The following is a 15,825-nucleotide window of genomic DNA, read 5'->3' on the forward strand; positions in this document are numbered from 1 at the left end:
TCCCACTCGTCCTTGCTCAGATCTCCCCGCCCCATGACCAGTACAACGAGCCGATCATGCGACGGTCACAAGATCCGCCGTACAGAACCTAGGCCCGCTCGTCACCCGCTCTCTCGACGGCCCGGCGGCCGGTGCGCCACACTCTCCCCGAACGGCCCACGCGCTCCCACCGCATCAGCCAGGACGTACCGATCCACGCCCTTACGGAGAGCCACACGGTGACCACTCGTCAACTGCCGGAGATCGCCTTCTCGTCCGGCCGGTCCGGTTCCGGGCCGGCCACCTGGGGCCAGCAGGCCATCTGGGACGCCGTCCGGCGCCTCGCCCCCGGCGACGCGCCGCGCTACACCATCACCACCGCCGCCCCGCTCGACCCCGGCCTGCCGCTGCCCGTCCTGCTCACCGCCCTCGACCGGCTGCTCCACCTCTACGACGCGCTGCACACCAGGCTCGTCCCGGACGAGGAGGGGCGGCTGCGCCAGCTCGTCGACCCCGACGGCCGACTCGCCGTGCACACCGAACACTGCCCCGACCCGGGCCGACTCGCCGCCACCGGTGCCAGGTTGCACGACGAGCTGGCGGCCCGCCCGTTCGACTGCGCCGGCGAGTGGCCGATCCGCGTCGGCGTGGTCGAGCACGGCGGCCTGGCCCGCCACGTCAGCCTGGTGCTCGCCCACACCGCCGTCGACGGCAACGGCATGACCCGCCTCGTCGCGGACCTCACCGCACTCTGCCTCGGCACCGCGCCCGCCGAGCTGGCCGCGCTCCGCGAGCCCGCCCAACAACCGCTGGAGGAAGCCGAGTTCCAGGCCTCCGAACGCGGCAGGCGGCGGGACGCGGGCGCCCGCAAGCAGTTCCTGCGCAAGCTGCGACTCGGCCCGGCCCGCCTGTTCCCCCAGCCGAACGGACCCGCCGCGACCCGCTTCCCCAACGCCGTGCTGCGCTCCCCCGCCCTGCCCGCCGCCGTCGAACTCGTCGCCGCCGCACACCGGGTGAGCTCCTCCTCCGTCCTCCTCGCCGCCACGGCCGCGATGACCGCCAAGCTCTCCGGCTCCTCCGAGGCCGTCCTGCACGTCGTCGTCAACAACCGCTTCCTGCCCGAACTGGCGAACGCCGTCAGCACCGTCGCCGGCGAGGGCCTGTTCCACCTCCCGGACGCCACCGGCGAGTTCGGCGGGATCGTGCGCCGCACGCACGCCGCCGCGATCGGCACCTACCGCCACGCCTACTACGACAAACTGCGCCTGGACGAGGAGATCGCCGCCCTCGCCGCCGGAGGCGTCCCGCTCGCCGACCGGTCCTGCGTCTTCAACGACACCCGTGAGCTGGCCCCGCCCGTCCCCGCCGAGGCAGTGGGCGGCGACGACCGCACCACTCTCACCTGGCCCGTCGACTTCGAGCCGCGCCCCGGCCTGACCTACGCCCTGGACGCCGTCCGGACGGCCGACGCGCTGAGCCTCGTCATGACCGCCGATCCCGCTGTGCTGCCACGCTCGGCCATGGAGGAATTCCTCTACGGGATCGAGGAGTTGGTCCTGGATGAGGCCGCGGCACCGGCCACCGCCTGAACCTGACACCGCTTGAACTTGACACCGGTGTCAGGTTCTACCGTGCGGGCATGACCACCACCGCCCTCACCGGCCCGCTCCTCACCCCCTACCGCCTCGGCGCGCTCGACCTGCCGAACCGCGTCGTCATGGCCCCCATGACGCGCTACCGGGCGACCGAGGACGGCACACCATTGCCCGTCGTCGCCGAGTACTACGCCCAGCGCGCGAGCGCCGGCCTGATCATCACCGAGGGCATCTGGCCCAGCCGGGCCGGCCAGTCCGGCTGGCGCCTGCCCGGCCTGGAGACGCCGGAGCACACCGCCGGCTGGCGGGCCGTCACCGAGGCCGTGCACGCGGCCGGCGGCCGGATCGTCGCCCAGCTGATGCACGGCGGCCGCCAGGGCCACCCGCTCAACCGCCTGCTCGGCGACGTCCCGGCCGGCCCGTCCGCCGTCCCGGCCCCGGGCCCGGTGCACGTCCGCGACGGCGCCAAGGCCGACGCCGTCACCCCGCGCGCGATGACCCGCGACGAGATCCGCCGGGCGGTCACCGACCACGTCGACGCCGCCCGCAACGCCCTCACGGCCGGCTTCGACCTCGTCGAGCTGCACGGCGCCAACTCCTACCTGATCCACCAGTTCCTCGCCGACAACACCAACCTCCGCACCGACGAGTACGGCCCGCGCACCCTCGCCGACCGCCTCCGCTTCCCGGTCGAGCTGGTCACCGCCGTCGCCGCGGCGATCGGTCCGGACCGGCTCGGCCTGCGGCTGTCCCCCGGAAACCCGCAGTTCGGCATGGCCGAGGCCGACCCGGCACCCGTCTACCGGGCGCTGCTCGACGAACTCGACAGCCTCGGCCTGGCCTACCTCCACCTCACCGACAACGACGACTACCCCGCCCTCGCCGACCTCCGCCCCCGCTGGCACGGCCCGCTGATCGCCAACGTCGGCGAGAACCGCGCCGCCACCGACCGCGCCCGCGGCGAGGCCGTCCTCGACTCCGGCCTCGCCGAACTGGTCTCCTACGGCCGCGCCTTCATCGCCAACCCCGACCTGCCCGCACGCCTCGCCGTCGACGCCCCGCTCACCGCCTTCGACCCGGCCCACCTCTACACCCACGGCGCCGCCGGCTTCACCGACTACCCGCGCCTGGCCGGCGCGCGCTGAAAACCGCTTGAACCGCCGAAGTAGGCTCGGCCGCATGCGAATTCTCCTCCTCGGCGGCACCTCCTTCATCGGCCGCACCATCGCCGACGAAGCCCTGCGCAGCGGGGCCGACGTCACCCTCTTCAACCGCGGCCGGACGAACCCCGGCCTGTTCCCCGCCGCGACCCGCCTCACCGGCGACCGCGACACCGGCGACTACTCGGCCCTCCGGCACGGCGGTTGGGACGCGGTGGTGGACCTGAGCGGCTTCTTCCCCCGCCAGGTCACCGGGGCGATGGACGTGCTCGGCGACACCGTCGGCCGCTACCTGTTCATCTCCAGCCACGCGGTCTACGAGCGCGCCGGGCTCGCCCCCGGCTCGGACGAGTCCACCCCGCGCCGGGCACCGCTGCGGGAGGCCGAGCAGCTGGACGAGGAGACGTACGGCCGGCTCAAGGTCGCCTGCGAGGACGAGGTCGTCGCCCGCTACGGCGAGCGGGCCACGATCGTGCGGCCCGGCAAGGTGGCCGGGCCGCACGACGACCAGCGCGGGCTCACCTACTGGGCGCGTCGGGCGGCGCGCGGCGGCCGGATCGCGCTCCCCGGGCGGCCCGAGCAGCCCGTCCAGCTGGTCGACTCGCGCGACCTCGCCCGCTTCGTGCTGCGGCTCGTCCAGGACGAGCGGCCGGGCGCGTTCCACGCCGTCGGCCCGGCCGAACCGGTCACGCTGGGCGGGGTGATCGCCACCTGCGCCGCGGTCGCCGGCACCGAGGTCGAGGTCGTCCCAGTGCCGCCGGAGACGGCGCCGCCACCGTTCTTCCCGCTGGTCCGCGAGGAGGGGCTCTGGCCCGGCCAGCAGCGCGACGCCTCCCGCGCCCGCGCGGCCGGCCTGCCCACCACCCCGCTCGCGGTCACCGCGGCCAACGTCCTCACCTGGGACCGCGACCGCGGCGCACCGCCCCTGGGCCACGGCTTCACCGCCGAGGACGAGGCCCGCGTCCTCTCCGCGCTCGACCAGGACGCCCGGTGAACATCACCGCGATGACCCCCGACCACGCCGAGGCCGTCCTCGCCGTCTACCAGGCAGGCATCGACACCGGCGACGCGACCTTCGAGACCGCCGCCCCCGACTGGCCCGCCTTCGACGCCTCCCGCCTGCCCGAGCACCGCCTGGTCGCCCTCGACGACGACGGCACCCTCCTCGGCTGGGCCGCCGTGTCCCGCGTCTCCGCCCGCAGCGCCTACGCGGGCGTCGTCGAGCACTCCGTCTACGTCGCCCCCGCCGCCCACGGGCGCGGCGTCGGGCGCGCTCTCCTGTCGGCCCTGCTCGCCTCCACCGACGCCGCCGGCATCTGGACCGTCCAGGCCGGGATCTTCCCGGAGAACGGCGCGAGCCTCGCCCTCCACCACCGCGCCGGCTTCCGCACCGTCGGCACCCGCGAACGCGTCGGCCGCCTGAACGGCCGCTGGCGCGACGTCGTCCTCGTCGAACGCCGGAGCCCCGCCGTGAACTGATCGATTGTCAGACCCCCGGGCTAGGGTCGGCCCCGAACGACCAGACGAACGGGGGCACCATGACCGCACACGACTCCACGCCGCGCACCACACCGCTCAACAAGCCGCTCACCGAGCCGCTCACCGCCGCCGGGCTCACCGAGGCCTGGCGCTCGATGGGCGTGCGCGAGGGCATGGCGCTCATGGTGCACTCGTCGCTCTCCAGCCTCGGCCGGGTCGAGGGCGGCGCCGACGCCGTCGTCGCGAGCCTGCGCGCGGCCGTCGGGCCCACCGGGACGGTCGTGGTGCCGGCCTTCACCGGGTCCGTCGTCCTCGATCCGCACCCGGAGCACACCGGCGTCCCGACGCCCGAGATCGCCGAACGCCGGGCCGCGGTCCCGCTGTTCCACCCCGCCATGCCGTCGCCGATGGGCGCCATAGCGGAGGCGCTGCGCGCGCTCCCGGAGAGCCTGCGCAGCCCGCACCCGCAGGCGTCGGTCGCGGCCGTCGGAGCCGAGGCCGCGCGGATCACCGCCCGGCAGTCACTCGGCGACGCGGTCGGCCGCGAGTCCCCGTTCGGTGCGCTGCACGACCTGGACGCGCACGTGCTGCTGCTCGGCGTCGGCCACAACCGGAACACCTTCCTGCACTACGCCGAGTCGCTGGCTCCTGCCCCGCGCCGCAAGCTGCGCCGCTTCCCGATGGCCGTCGCGGGCGAGCGCGTCTGGATCGAGACGATCGACGTGGGCAACGACAACGACACCCACTTCCCGGTCGTGGGCCGGGAGTTCGAGGAGCAGGCGGGCATCCGCCCGGCCCTGGTCGGCACCGCACCCTGCCGCCTGCTCCCGGTCCGGCGCCTCATACCCTTCGCCGTCCGCCGCCTCGGTGAACTGCTGGCGGCGGACGGCGCGGGGTCGGTTCGGCAGTGAGGTCAGCGCTCGCCGCCGCGTGCGTGGCTGTCCTGGATCTTCTGCCAGGACTTCGGCTCGACGACGGCCTGCGGCTCGTCGGCGGTGCCCACCGCGTCCGAGCGCGCGGCGAGCGAGGCCTGCGAGTCGACGCCGGCCTTCGGCGCCGGGCCGACGGCCGGCTTCGACGGGGTGAACAGCCAGGTGGTGAAGAGCTCCCCGAGGTCCTGCCCGGAGATCGTCTCCGCGTACGCCTGGAAGTCCTTGACGCTCGCGTTGCCGTAGCGGTGCTCGGTGGGCCAGCCCTTCAGGATCCGGAAGAAGGCGTCGTCCCCGACGGTGTTGCGCAGCGCCTGGATCGCCACCGCGCCCCGGTCGTAGACGGCGGAGTCGAACTGGTTGTCCGCGCCCGGGTCGCCCGGCTTGATGGTCCAGAACTTGTCGCCGGCCGGGTGCGAGGCGTAGACGTAGTCGGCGAGCTCCTGCGCGGTGCCCTCGCCCTCGTGCTCGGACCACAGGTACTGCGCGTACGACGCGAAGCCCTCGTTGAGCCAGATGTCGCTCCAGTGCGCGACGGAGACGCTGTCGCCGTACCACTGGTGGGCCAGCTCGTGCACGACCACCGAGGTGTTGGAGCCGCGGGCGAACTGCTTGGCGCCGTAGAACACCCGGGTCTGGTTCTCCAGCGCGTAGCCGGCCTTGGAGTTGGGCACGTAGCCGCCGACGGAGCTGAACGGGTACTCGCCGAAGTAGCCGCTGAGCCAGTCGACGAGCTCGCCGGTGCGCTCGACGCTGGCGCGCGCGGCGTCGCCGTTCTCGCCGAGGTCCTTGCTGTACGCGTTGTAGACGGGGATGCCGCTCGCCGTGGTGTCCTGGGTGACGTCGAACTTGCCGACCGCCAGGGTGGCCAGATATGTCGCCTGGGGCTTGTTCTCGCGCCAGGAGAAGCGGGTCCAGCCCGCCTGGGACCTCTTGCTCACGAGGACGCCGTTGCTGATCACCTCGTTGCCGTCGGGCACCTGGACGGAGACGTCGAAGGTGGCCTTGTCGCTGGGGTGGTCGTTGCTCGGGAACCACCACCACGCCGCCTCGGGCTCGCCGGCCGCGACCCCGCCGTCCGGGGTGCGCTGCCACGCGGTGAAGCCGTAGCGCTTCACGGTGGACGGCACGCCCTTGTAGCGCACGACCACGGTGACCTGGCTGTCCTTGGCGAGCGGCCGGGCGGGCGTGATCTCCAGCTCCTGCTCCCCGCTGGTGGCGAAGGTGGCCGCCCGCCCGTTGACCCGGACCTCCTGGACGTTCAGCGCGAAGTCCAGGTTGAACCGCGAGAGGTCCTGGGTGGTGGTGGCGAGGATGGTGGTGGTGCCCTCCAGCTCGTCGGTGGCGGGCTGGTACTTCAGCCGGATGTCGTAGTGGGAGACGTGATAGCCGCCGTTGCCGTAAGTCGGGTAGTAGGAGTCGCCGATGCCGGGGGCGCCCGGCTGGAAGTCGGCGGCCGACGCCGGGACGGCGAGGAACAGGGCCATGGCACTCGCGGCGGAGACGATCAGCCTCTTGCGCAACGGGTCCTCCAGGATCGCTGGGACGAAGGGTCGGATCGATCCTTGTCCCGGCAGCCCCGGATCCACTCCCGGATTATGAGATGTTCATGCAAAGAAACAAGCCGAAATGATGCAACCGGCCGAACGCCGGATTTCGGCGCCCTCACGCCCCGAGCGCCACCGGCGCCCGCACCAGCGAGCCGTACTCCGTCCAGGAGCCGTCGTAGTTCTTGACGTGCGGGTACCCCAGCAGTTCGGTCAGGGCGAACCACGTGTGCGCCGAGCGCTCACCGATCCGGCAGTAGGCGATCACCTCGCGCTCCGGCCCCACGCCCCGGCCCCCGTACAGCGCCCGCAGCTCCTCCGCCGAGCGGAACGACCCGTCGTCGTTGGCCGCCTGCGACCAGGGGATGTTCAGCGCGCCGGGGATGTGACCGGGCACCTGCGCCTGCTCCTGCGGCAGGTGCGGCGGCGCGATCAGCTCGCCCCGGAACTCGGCCGGCGAGCGGACGTCCACCAGCACCGCGTCCGTGCCCGGCTTCGCGAACACCTCGGCCTTGCCCAGCACTTCGTCCCGCAGCGCACGCAGCTCCGGCCGCTCGGGCCCGGTCAGCCGGTACGAGGTGTGCTGGTAGTCCATGACCTCGTGGGTGAGCTCGCGCCCCTCCAGCTCCCATTTCTTCCGCCCGCCGTCCAGCAGCCGCACCGGCCCGAACCCGCGCAGCCGCAGCAGCCAGTACGCGTACGCGGCGAACCAGTTGTTGTTGCCGCCGTACAGCACGACGGTCGTGTCGTCCTCCACCCCGGCCGCGCGCAGCAGGTACTGGACGCCCGCCCGGTCGACGTAGTCGCGGCCGACGCTGCTGTGCAGGTCGGTGGCCCAGTTCCAGCCGACCGCGCCGGGGATGTGGTCCCGCTCGTACGCGCTGGTGTCCTCGTCCACCTCGACGACCCTGACGGTGCCGTCGTCCAGGTGGTGGGCCAGCCAGTCGGTGCGGACCAGTGCCTCGGGGTGGGCGTAGCCGTTGCCGGTCATCCCAGGCCTCCTTCGTTCTGCCCAGGCTGCGGCGCCCGACCACGGGGCACGACGAGGCGCCGGCGACCGGGCCGGACAGTTCGACGCTACGCCGACCGCCCGGCCCCGGCCACCTCACCGTCGCCGCCGGTCAGGAGAAGACGACCGAGCGCAGCTTGAGGCGGTCGCCGAGCTTCTTGCCCGGGGTCATGACGTAGAAGACGTCCCCGTCGCAGTGGGCGTCGAGGAACACCGTGGCCGTCGAGCTCGTGAGGTTCTCCGGCGCGAAGGCCGGGCCGTTCCCGAGTTCCGGAAGGTCGATGCACACGCGGCTCTCCGGATCGGCCAGGCCGGTCAGCACCCCGGGGCCGACCTTGTAGAGGAAATCGCCGGTGGCGGCGCCGGCGGAGGTCGGAACGGCGAGAACGAGGGCGATGGCGCTGGCGGAGGCCAGTACGGCATTGCGGAGACGCATGATTGAGGGCCTTTCAGGTGGTACCCGGCGGTACCTGGTGAATTGGTGCGAGATCACCCTATGGGCCCAAAAAGCGCAGAAACGGTTCTTCCAATCCACCTTTTCGAGTGGTTTAAGCAAGCAAACCGCTACCCGCCGCACCGGCCACCGCCACCACCGCCCTCAGTTCGGCGGGGCCGTGAAGAAGTACCCCGAGTCGACCAGCACCGGCAGGTACGCCTTGATCGCCGCCACCGTCTGCGACCGGTCCCCGCCGCCGTCGTGGTTGAGCACGATCGAGCCGGGCCGGACGCCCTTGAGGATGGTGTCGATGATCGCCGACGTCCCCGGCCTGGCCCAGTCCCGCGGGTCCACCGACCAGGCCATGTTCCGCAGCCCCAGGTCGGCGGCGATCCGCAGCGAGGCGTCCGACCAGTCCCCGCCGGGCGCGCGGAACCAGGTCGGCTGCCGGCCGGTGGTCCGCAGGAGCAGGTCCGAGGTGCGCTCCAGCTCGTCCTTGACCTTCGAATCGGACATGTGCCGCAGGTCCGGGTGGGTCCAGGTGTGGTTGGCGATGTGGTGGCCGCGGTCCGCGATCTCCCGCACCAGGGCCGGGTGTTCGACGGCGTTCTCCCCGATCAGGAAGAACGTCGCCCGGATCCCGTACTTCTGGAGCAGGTCGAGGACGGCCGGCGTGTACCGCGGGTCCGGGCCGTCGTCGATGGTGAGCGCCACGACCTTCCGTGACGGGTCCAGCTCGTACACCGGCTTGCTCTCCGCCTGGGTGAGCACCTTGTGCACGGGCTGGACGGGCTGCGCGGCCTGCGCGGCCTGCGTGGCCTGCGCACTCGGCGAGCCCGTCGCAGTGGGCGAGGGAGCCCTCGACGGGGTCGCGGACGGCGGCGCGGTGGGCGAGGCGGTGGGCGAGGCCCACTGCGAGGGGGACCCGACCGGCGCCGCCCCGACCGCGCCCGCCTCGGCGGCGTCCGGCACAGGTGGCGCCGGGGGCGGATCCGCACCGTCGAAGGGGTTCTGACAGCCCGCCGCCCCGAGCAGCGACATTCCGGCCGCGACGAGCAGCAGCCGGCGGGACGGGCGGCCCGATCCGGACCCGGGGCCAGGGTTCGTAGTAATCCGAGAGGTAATCAGACGATCTGACAGCATGGTGGATGCTTCCCCCGCCCGGAACCCCGGCTCCCGGTCGGCACCCCCGACGGACCTGATCACCACTCCGACGGCCCAAGGGCACCGGCCTTCCCCCACCGGACGCACAGGTTCCACACAGGCCCGCTACGCTGGCCCCCTCCAGTGTGATGATCTGCCATCAGAGGACGTGGCCATGACGACAAGTCAGGACTTCCCGGACCGGGAGCAGCACGAGGACGAGCCCGCCGAGCTGAGCCAGTGGGAACGTTTCGGCGTCGACACCACCACTCCCCACTCGGCCCGCGTCTACGACCACTGGCTGGGCGGCAAGACCAACTTCCCGCCCGACCGCGCCATGGCCGAGGCCATCGAGCAGGCCGTGCCCAGCATCAAGGAGATGGCCAGGGCCAACCGCGCCTTCCAGGGCCGGGCCGTGCGCCACCTCGCCCGCGAGCACGGCATCCGCCAGTTCCTCGACCTCGGCACCGGCATCCCGACCTCGCCCAACACCCACGAGATCGCCGAGGAGGTCAGCCCCGGCACCCGCGTGGTGTACGTCGACAACGACCCGATCGTGCTCGCCCACGCCCGCGCCCTGATGGTCTCCACCCCGGCCAGCCGCACCACCTACATCCACGCCGACCTGCGCAAGCCCGGGGAACTGCTCTCCGACCCGGCGCTCACCGCGACCCTCGACCTGGACCGGCCGGTCGGCCTGCTGATGATCGCCGTGCTGATGCTGATCGCCGACGAGGACGACCCGTGGGGCCGGGTCGCCGCGCTGCGCGACGCCCTGCCCTCCGGCAGCTGCCTCGCGCTCACCACCCCCACCCAGGACTTCGACCCGGTGGCCGTCGGCCAGGTCACCGAGGCCGCCCGGGCCGGCGGGATGACCCTCGTGCCGCGCACCCGCGACGACGTCGTGCGCTTCTTCGACGGCTGGGACCTCGTCGAGCCGGGCGTCACCCCCGTCCTCGCCTGGCGCCCGGACGGCCCGCCGCCGGCCAACCCGTGGGCCGCGTACTACTGGGGCGGCGTCGCGATCAAGCGCTGAGCGAGCGCACCCGCCACCGCACCCGCGACCGCACCCGCATCCGCACCGACCCGCGTCCCGGCTGCCGCACCACTCACGTCAGCTCACTTCAGCAGCCGGGACAGCCGCCGGTCCGCCAGCGGCTTCCCGCCGGTCTGGCAGGTCGGGCAGTACTGCAGCGAGGAGTCCGCGAACGACACCTCGCGCACGGTGTCCCCGCACACCGGGCAGGGCTGCCCGGTGCGGCCGTGCACCCGCATCCCCAGCTTCTTCTCCGCCTTCAGCTCCCCCGCCGCGAGCCCGCGCGAGCGCTCCACCGCGTCGCGCAGCGTGTCGCCGAGCGCCGCGTACAGCCGCGCCGTCTCCTCGTCGGTCAGGCGCGACGCCAGCTTGAACGGCGACATCCGGGCCGCGTGCAGCACCTCGTCCGAATAGGCGTTGCCCACGCCCGCCAGCACGGTCTGGTCCCGCAGGACGCCCTTGAGCTGCCGCCGCTCGCCGCTCAGCAGCGCGGCGAAGGACTCCGGGGTGAAGCCCGGGTCCAGCGGGTCCGGGCCGAGCCGGGCCACCCCGGGCACCTCGGCCGGGTCGCGGACGACGTGGACGGCGAGCCCCTTCTTCGTCCCGGCCTCGGTGAGGTCGAAACCGTCCCCGGCCTCGCCGGCCAGGCGCACCCGCAGCGCGAGCGGGTTCTTCGGGCTCGGGTGCGGCGGTTCGGCGGGCAGGCCGTCCTTCCAGCGCAGCCACCCGGCGCGGGCCAGGTGGATGACGAGGTGCAGGCCGCCGGCCTCGATGTCCAGGAACTTCCCGTGCCGCGCGACCGACCCGACCGTCAGCCCCTCCAGGGCGGTGACCGGCGGGTCGTACGTCTTCAGCGCGCTGATCGCCACCGGCTGCACCCGGGCGACGACCCGCCCGGTCAGCCGTTCGCGCAGGAAGGCGCACAGCGCCTCGACCTCGGGCAGCTCCGGCATGCGCCCAGTCTCCCGCACGGCCCCGCACCCCGCGCCCCGGCGGGTGCGCCCCCGTGCGCCCTTTGCCCGCGGCCGCTCCGGAGCGCAGGCTGGAAACACTCCACGATCAACCGGCGGAGCGACCAACCGCAGGAGGTCCGGTCCAGTCATGACCATGCTGGAGGAGCAGATCGACATAGCCGCCCCCGTCCTCGCCGCCTGGGAGCAGCTGCACCGGGTGCACGACTACCCGCAGTTCGTCGACGGGGTGCGCAGCGCCTACCCGCACGGACGGAACCTCGCCCACCTCGGGGTGGCGATCGGGGGCTCCGAGCGGGACGTCGAGACCGAGATCACCGACCGCGGCCGGGGCCGGGTGATGGCCTGGCGGACGCTCGACGGGGTCCGGCTGCGCGGCGCGTTCGCCCTGCTGCCCATCGACGCGGGGCACACCCGCCTGCAGATCCGGGTGGAGTACGACCCGGACGCCGTCCACGAGGCCTTCGGCGGGCCGCGCGGCTTCGCCCAGGCCGGGGCGATCGAGCGGGCCGTGCGGGGCGACCTCGAACACTTCCGGGACCTGGTCGAGGCGCGGGTCGCCGCCGCCCGGTGATCGCCGCGAAGCGTCCCCCGCGATCGCGTAAGGACGGTATAAGCCCAGCTCAGCGGCCATGGTGAGGCTCCCCACAGGGGGCCGTCGGCCGGACCGTTCGGGTTTCAACCTGTGGCAGACTCGGGTGCGATGCACTACTCCGGCCCGGTCACCAGGACACTCCGCGCGGCGGTCTTCGCCGCGCTGGTCGTGCTGCTCGCCGGGCTCGGCCAGGTGCTCGTCACCGGCCGCCCGCTGCCCGCCGGCACGCTGGCCGTCGCCTCCGCCGCCGTCTTCGCGGTGGCCTTCGCGCTCGCCGGCCGCGAGCGCGGCTACCCGGCGGTCGCCGCGGTGTTCCTGCCGCTGGAGCTGGGCGTGAGCGCGCTGTTCGGCTACGCCCAGGCGAGCTGTCCGTCCCTGCCGCCCGGCGCCACCCGCGGCTTCGAGCCGCTGCTGTGCGGCGGCGGGTCCCTGGGCGGCCTCCTGCTCGGGCACGAAGTCTCCCCGCACACCGGGCTGGCGCTGCTCCTGCTGCTGCACACGGCGATCGGGCTGGCCGGCGCGTTCTGGCTGCGCCGCGCGGACGCCGCGCTGGCCGGCCTGGCCCACTCGGCGCGGATGACGGCCGAGTTCCTGCACCGCCACCTGCCGGCCGCCGCCCGTCTGCTGCCGCTGCTCTCGGCGCCCGTCCCGGCCCGTCCGGTGGTCCGGGTGCCCTTCCCGCGGGCCAGCCGGGTCCGCGTCCCGGCCGAGGACGTCGTGCTCGGCCCCGCCGTGCGGCGCGGTCCGCCGGTGTTCGCCCCGGCCGGCTGACCGACCCCTCCCACGGTCGCGGCCGGCCCTCTCACCGCGCGCCGGATCCCCGCGCGCCCGCCCTTCCGCACGCCCGCGCGCCCTCTTCCGCTGGCCCGCGAGCACCCGAGAGCACAGGACGACACCCCATGAGCAACTCCCGCAAGAGCAGCACCAGGACCTCCGCCACCGACCGCATGCGCGCCGCCCGCGAGCAGGCCGAGCGCGCGGACCGGGTCCGCCGCCGCGTCGTGGTCGGCGCCGCCTCCGTCGCCCTGCTCGCGATCGTGGGCGGCGTGGCCTTCGCCGTGAACGGCTCCTCCGGCTCCTCCGGCGGCTCCGCGAGCGGCCCGCTGGTCGTCCCGGCCAACGCCGGCGGCACCAACGGCACCGTGATCACCTACGGCAAGGCCGACGCCCCGCACACCCTGGAGATCTACGAGGACTTCCGCTGCCCGTTCTGCGAGCAGCTGGAGACCACCACCGGAACGGCGATCCAGCAGCTCGCCGACGCCGGCACGTACAAGATCGAGTACCACCTGGCGACGTTCCTGGACGACAACCTCGGTGGCAAGGGCTCGCGCACCGCGCTGGCCGCCGCCGGCGCCGCGCTCAACGAGGGCGTGGACAAGTTCAAGGCCTTCCACGACGTGCTCTACAAGAACCAGCCCGACGAGCGCACCGACGGCTTCGGCGACACCAACAAGATCCTCGACCTGGCCGGCCAGGTGCCGGGCCTGAAGACCGACGCCTTCGTCAAGGCCGTCCAGGACGGCACCTACGCGCCGTGGGCGGCCAAGGTGAACGAGGAGTTCAACAAGAGCGACGTCACCGGCACCCCGACCGTCAAGCTGGACGGCAAGAAGCTGGACGTCCTCACCGGCGGGAAGGCCGTCAGCCCCGAGCAGTTCACCGCCATGGTCAAGCAGGTGACCGGGTGACGGCCGCCCCCGCCGGGCGGACGTACGGCGCGGGCCGGCCGTTCGCCTGGCTGCTGCTGATCGGCGGCGCGGTCGGCCTGTTCGCCTCGGCGGTCCTCACGCTGGACAAGCTCCGGCTGCTGAAGGACCCGTCGTACGTCCCCAGTTGCAACATCAACCCGATCATCAGCTGCGGCTCGATCATGCGCAGCGAGCAGGCCGAGGCCTTCGGCTTCCCCAACTCGCTGCTCGGCCTGGCCGGTTTCGCCGTCGTGGCGGCGATCGGCGCGGGCCTGCTCGCGGGGGCGGCGTACCGGCGCTGGTTCTGGCTCGGCCTCCAGGCCGGGACGCTGTTCGGGATCGGCTTCGTGACCTGGCTGATGTACCAGGCGCTCTACCGGATCGGCGCGCTCTGCCCGTACTGCATGGTGGTGTGGGCCACGATGATCCCCCTGTTCTGGTACACGACGCTGCACAACCTGCGCTCGGGGATCATCCCGGTCGGGCGCGGGCTGCGGCCGGTGGTGCGGGAGGCGGCGCGCTACCACTGGGTGGTGCCGGTGCTCTGGTACGCGGTGATCGCGCTGCTGGTGCTCAACCGGTTCTGGTACTACTGGAGCACCCTGCTCTGACCTGCCGCGCCTCCGCCCCCTCGAACCCAAGCACTGCCCGGAGGGGGCGCAGGCGCGACCGGCCGTCAGAACTCGACCGGCGGGAAGGTGAACGCGGCCACCTCGGCCAGGAGTTCGGCCTTCCGGTCGTCGTCGATGAAGGACGCGCGGAAGGAGTTCGCGGCGAGCAGCCGCAGGGTCTCCGGCTCCAGCGCCAGGGCCTGCTGGACGGCCCGGAAGTTGTCGTCGACGTAGCCGCCGAAGTAGGCCGGGTCGTCGGAGTTGACGGTGACCAGCAGCCCGGCGTCCAGCATCTCCCGCAGCGGGTGGTCGGCGAGCGTGTCCACGCACCGCAGGCGGACGTTGGACAGCGGGCACAGGGTCAGCGGCACCTGCTCGCGGACCAGGCGGGCCACCAGCTCGCCGTCCTCCAGGCAGCGCAGCCCGTGGTCGATCCGCTCGACGCCCAGCACGTCCAGCGCCTCCGTGACGTACCCGGCCGGCCCCTCCTCCCCGGCGTGGGCGACGCGGCGCAGCCCGGCCTCGGCCGCGCGCCGGTACACCTCGCGGAACTTGGCCGGCGGGTTGCCGACCTCGGCCGAGTCGAGGCCGATCCCCGCGATCCGGTCGAAGCACGGGCGCGCGGCCTCGAAGGTCTCCAGCGCCGAGTCGGCGGACTCGTCCCGCAGGAAGCACATGATCAGCTGGGTGCTGATGCCGTACCGCTCCGCACTGCGTCCGAGCGCGCGGGTGAGCCCGTCCACGACGACGCCGATCGGCACGCCGCGCGCGGTGTGCGCCTGCGGGTCGAAGAAGATCTCCGCGTGCCGGACCCCCTGCTCCGCGGCGCGGGCGAGGTAGGCGTCGGCGAGGTCCGCGAAGTCCTCCTCCGTGCGCAGCACGGCCATCAGCGCGTAGTACAGGTCCAGGAAGGACTGCAGATCGCTGAACGAGTAGGCCTCGCGGAGCTCCTCGGTGTCGGCGTACGGCAGTGCGACGCCGTTGCGGTCCGCGAGGGCGAACGCGAGCTCGGGCTCCAGCGTGCCTTCGATGTGCAGGTGGAGTTCGGCCTTGGGAAGGGGCATGAGCGATCCGTCCGCGCGGTTTCTGTGGAAACGAAGGATTCATCCTACGTCTCATGTCGAGGCTCGATGATCACAGCCTGCCCGGACCCGCGGCGCGGCGCCCACCCCGAGATGCCGCCCGTCACCCGAACGCGTGTACTGGAGCGGGTAGCCGGGCACCGGGTACAAGGGGGGCATTCGCCGAGGAGGTACGGACATGCGGCACGCCACCGCCCCGCAGCTCAGGCCCGAGGGCGTCTCCCCGCACGCGCTGGGCAACGACATCCTGCTGCACGAGCTGGAACAGCTGCACCGCACACGCCACGAGACGTTCCTGTACGGCTCCGAGGAGGCGCTCAAGCGCCACACCCTGCGTACCGGCCAGTTGGAGGCCGAGTACCTGCACCGCTTCCCGAACCGCCTGGTGACGGCCGGCCGCACCCGGGCCGGGGCCCGTGCGCGCGAGGCCGCCGCCCGGGTCGAGTCGCTGCCCGAGTAGCCCGCGCCGGCCGTCCCCACGCACCGCCCGGCCGTCCCCGCCCACCGCCCGGCAGGACACGCCGGGCGGCGGTGGCGTGTCCGGGGACGGTCGGTCGGGCAG

Annotated in this window: 17 protein-coding genes; 11 read left to right on the forward strand and 6 right to left on the reverse strand. The window is 73.3% G+C overall.

The window, feature by feature from the left end; genetic code table 11:
- The first annotated feature begins 218 nt into the window (after positions 1–218).
- The 5 genes from ACFVSN_RS42125 to ACFVSN_RS42145 are packed head-to-tail and all read left to right on the forward strand — an operon-like array spanning position 219 to position 5,124.
- A complete protein-coding gene (locus ACFVSN_RS42125) occupies positions 219–1,568 on the forward strand; it encodes a condensation domain-containing protein (protein ID WP_387958787.1) in 1,350 nt (449 codons plus the stop codon).
- 50 nt (positions 1,569–1,618) lie between these two features.
- Positions 1,619–2,719 (forward strand): alkene reductase, encoded by a 1,101-nt coding sequence (locus ACFVSN_RS42130; protein ID WP_387958789.1) that lies wholly within the window; start codon positions 1,619–1,621, stop codon positions 2,717–2,719.
- A 34-nt stretch (positions 2,720–2,753) separates the two neighbouring features.
- Positions 2,754–3,728, forward strand: coding sequence for an NAD-dependent epimerase/dehydratase family protein (locus ACFVSN_RS42135; protein ID WP_387958791.1), 975 nt, complete (start codon positions 2,754–2,756; stop codon positions 3,726–3,728).
- Positions 3,729–3,739: 11 nt separating this feature from the next.
- On the forward strand, positions 3,740–4,213 hold the full coding sequence (locus ACFVSN_RS42140; RefSeq protein WP_380506852.1) for a GNAT family N-acetyltransferase: 474 nt from the start codon (positions 3,740–3,742) through the stop codon (positions 4,211–4,213).
- Positions 4,214–4,272: 59 nt separating this feature from the next.
- Positions 4,273–5,124, forward strand: coding sequence for an aminoglycoside N(3)-acetyltransferase (locus ACFVSN_RS42145; protein WP_387958793.1), 852 nt, complete (start codon positions 4,273–4,275; stop codon positions 5,122–5,124).
- A gap of 2 nt (positions 5,125–5,126) precedes the next feature.
- Here ACFVSN_RS42145 and ACFVSN_RS42150 read toward each other — a convergent pair whose 3' ends face one another.
- From ACFVSN_RS42150 to ACFVSN_RS42165, 4 genes are all read right to left on the reverse strand, one after another.
- Positions 5,127–6,665: a M1 family metallopeptidase gene (locus ACFVSN_RS42150; protein ID WP_387958795.1), complete on the reverse strand. Its 1,539-nt coding sequence runs from the start codon at positions 6,663–6,665 to the stop codon at positions 5,127–5,129.
- A gap of 142 nt (positions 6,666–6,807) precedes the next feature.
- A complete protein-coding gene (locus ACFVSN_RS42155) occupies positions 6,808–7,680 on the reverse strand; it encodes a sulfurtransferase (RefSeq protein ID WP_380443227.1) in 873 nt (290 codons plus the stop codon).
- Between the two features lie 130 nt (positions 7,681–7,810).
- A complete protein-coding gene (locus ACFVSN_RS42160; RefSeq protein ID WP_387958797.1) occupies positions 7,811–8,134 on the reverse strand; it encodes a hypothetical protein in 324 nt (107 codons plus the stop codon).
- Between the two features lie 162 nt (positions 8,135–8,296).
- The gene (locus tag ACFVSN_RS42165; RefSeq protein WP_387958799.1) at positions 8,297–9,106 is read right to left on the reverse strand and encodes a polysaccharide deacetylase family protein; all 810 of its coding nucleotides are present in this window, start codon (positions 9,104–9,106) and stop codon (positions 8,297–8,299) included.
- Positions 9,107–9,452: 346 nt separating this feature from the next.
- On the opposite strand from ACFVSN_RS42165, the gene ACFVSN_RS42170 reads away from it, so the two are divergent.
- Entirely contained in the window at positions 9,453–10,313 is an 861-nt protein-coding gene (locus ACFVSN_RS42170) for an SAM-dependent methyltransferase (protein WP_380443221.1), read from the forward strand.
- Positions 10,314–10,396: 83 nt separating this feature from the next.
- Here the strand turns inward: ACFVSN_RS42170 and ACFVSN_RS42175 are convergent, their stop codons facing one another.
- On the reverse strand, positions 10,397–11,266 hold the full coding sequence (locus ACFVSN_RS42175; RefSeq protein ID WP_387958801.1) for an Fpg/Nei family DNA glycosylase: 870 nt from the start codon (positions 11,264–11,266) through the stop codon (positions 10,397–10,399).
- Between the two features lie 148 nt (positions 11,267–11,414).
- Between ACFVSN_RS42175 and ACFVSN_RS42180 the strand changes: the two genes are divergently transcribed.
- From ACFVSN_RS42180 to ACFVSN_RS42195, 4 genes are all read left to right on the forward strand, one after another.
- Positions 11,415–11,858: an SRPBCC family protein gene (locus ACFVSN_RS42180; protein WP_380443217.1), complete on the forward strand. Its 444-nt coding sequence runs from the start codon at positions 11,415–11,417 to the stop codon at positions 11,856–11,858.
- Positions 11,859–11,987: 129 nt separating this feature from the next.
- A complete protein-coding gene (locus ACFVSN_RS42185; RefSeq protein ID WP_387958803.1) occupies positions 11,988–12,650 on the forward strand; it encodes a hypothetical protein in 663 nt (220 codons plus the stop codon).
- Positions 12,651–12,778: 128 nt separating this feature from the next.
- Complete coding sequence (locus ACFVSN_RS42190) at positions 12,779–13,570, forward strand: DsbA family protein (RefSeq protein ID WP_380497315.1); 792 nt, start codon at positions 12,779–12,781, stop codon at positions 13,568–13,570.
- Positions 13,567–14,181: a vitamin K epoxide reductase family protein gene (locus tag ACFVSN_RS42195; protein WP_380443211.1), complete on the forward strand. Its 615-nt coding sequence runs from the start codon at positions 13,567–13,569 to the stop codon at positions 14,179–14,181. Before ACFVSN_RS42190 ends, ACFVSN_RS42195 begins: the two co-directional genes overlap by 4 nt.
- Positions 14,182–14,246: 65 nt before the next feature.
- On the opposite strand, the gene ACFVSN_RS42200 is transcribed toward ACFVSN_RS42195, so the two are convergent.
- A complete protein-coding gene (locus ACFVSN_RS42200; RefSeq protein ID WP_387958804.1) occupies positions 14,247–15,245 on the reverse strand; it encodes an adenosine deaminase in 999 nt (332 codons plus the stop codon).
- A gap of 196 nt (positions 15,246–15,441) precedes the next feature.
- On the opposite strand from ACFVSN_RS42200, the gene ACFVSN_RS42205 reads away from it, so the two are divergent.
- Positions 15,442–15,723, forward strand: a complete 282-nt coding sequence (locus ACFVSN_RS42205; protein ID WP_380443207.1) for a DUF6158 family protein — start codon at positions 15,442–15,444, stop codon at positions 15,721–15,723.
- Positions 15,724–15,825: the final 102 nt, after the last annotated feature.

Origin of the sequence: Kitasatospora sp. NPDC057904, assembly GCF_042887925.1 — a bacterium.
In the GTDB taxonomy this organism is placed as follows: Bacteria; Actinomycetota; Actinomycetes; order Streptomycetales; family Streptomycetaceae; genus Kitasatospora.

Coding starts and splice junctions, on each gene's coding strand:
- ACFVSN_RS42160 (WP_387958797.1), bottom strand. CDS start 8,134: ATGCGTCTCCGCAATGCCGTACTGGCCTCCGCCAGCGCCATCGCCCTC.
- ACFVSN_RS42140 (WP_380506852.1), top strand. CDS start 3,740: ATGACCCCCGACCACGCCGAGGCCGTCCTCGCCGTCTACCAGGCAGGC.
- ACFVSN_RS42145 (WP_387958793.1), top strand. CDS start 4,273: ATGACCGCACACGACTCCACGCCGCGCACCACACCGCTCAACAAGCCG.
- ACFVSN_RS42175 (WP_387958801.1), bottom strand. CDS start 11,266: ATGCCGGAGCTGCCCGAGGTCGAGGCGCTGTGCGCCTTCCTGCGCGAA.
- ACFVSN_RS42190 (WP_380497315.1), top strand. CDS start 12,779: ATGAGCAACTCCCGCAAGAGCAGCACCAGGACCTCCGCCACCGACCGC.
- ACFVSN_RS42180 (WP_380443217.1), top strand. CDS start 11,415: ATGACCATGCTGGAGGAGCAGATCGACATAGCCGCCCCCGTCCTCGCC.
- ACFVSN_RS42130 (WP_387958789.1), top strand. CDS start 1,619: ATGACCACCACCGCCCTCACCGGCCCGCTCCTCACCCCCTACCGCCTC.
- ACFVSN_RS42155 (WP_380443227.1), bottom strand. CDS start 7,680: ATGACCGGCAACGGCTACGCCCACCCCGAGGCACTGGTCCGCACCGAC.
- ACFVSN_RS42135 (WP_387958791.1), top strand. CDS start 2,754: ATGCGAATTCTCCTCCTCGGCGGCACCTCCTTCATCGGCCGCACCATC.
- ACFVSN_RS42200 (WP_387958804.1), bottom strand. CDS start 15,245: ATGCCCCTTCCCAAGGCCGAACTCCACCTGCACATCGAAGGCACGCTG.
- ACFVSN_RS42205 (WP_380443207.1), top strand. CDS start 15,442: ATGCGGCACGCCACCGCCCCGCAGCTCAGGCCCGAGGGCGTCTCCCCG.
- ACFVSN_RS42170 (WP_380443221.1), top strand. CDS start 9,453: ATGACGACAAGTCAGGACTTCCCGGACCGGGAGCAGCACGAGGACGAG.
- ACFVSN_RS42185 (WP_387958803.1), top strand. CDS start 11,988: ATGCACTACTCCGGCCCGGTCACCAGGACACTCCGCGCGGCGGTCTTC.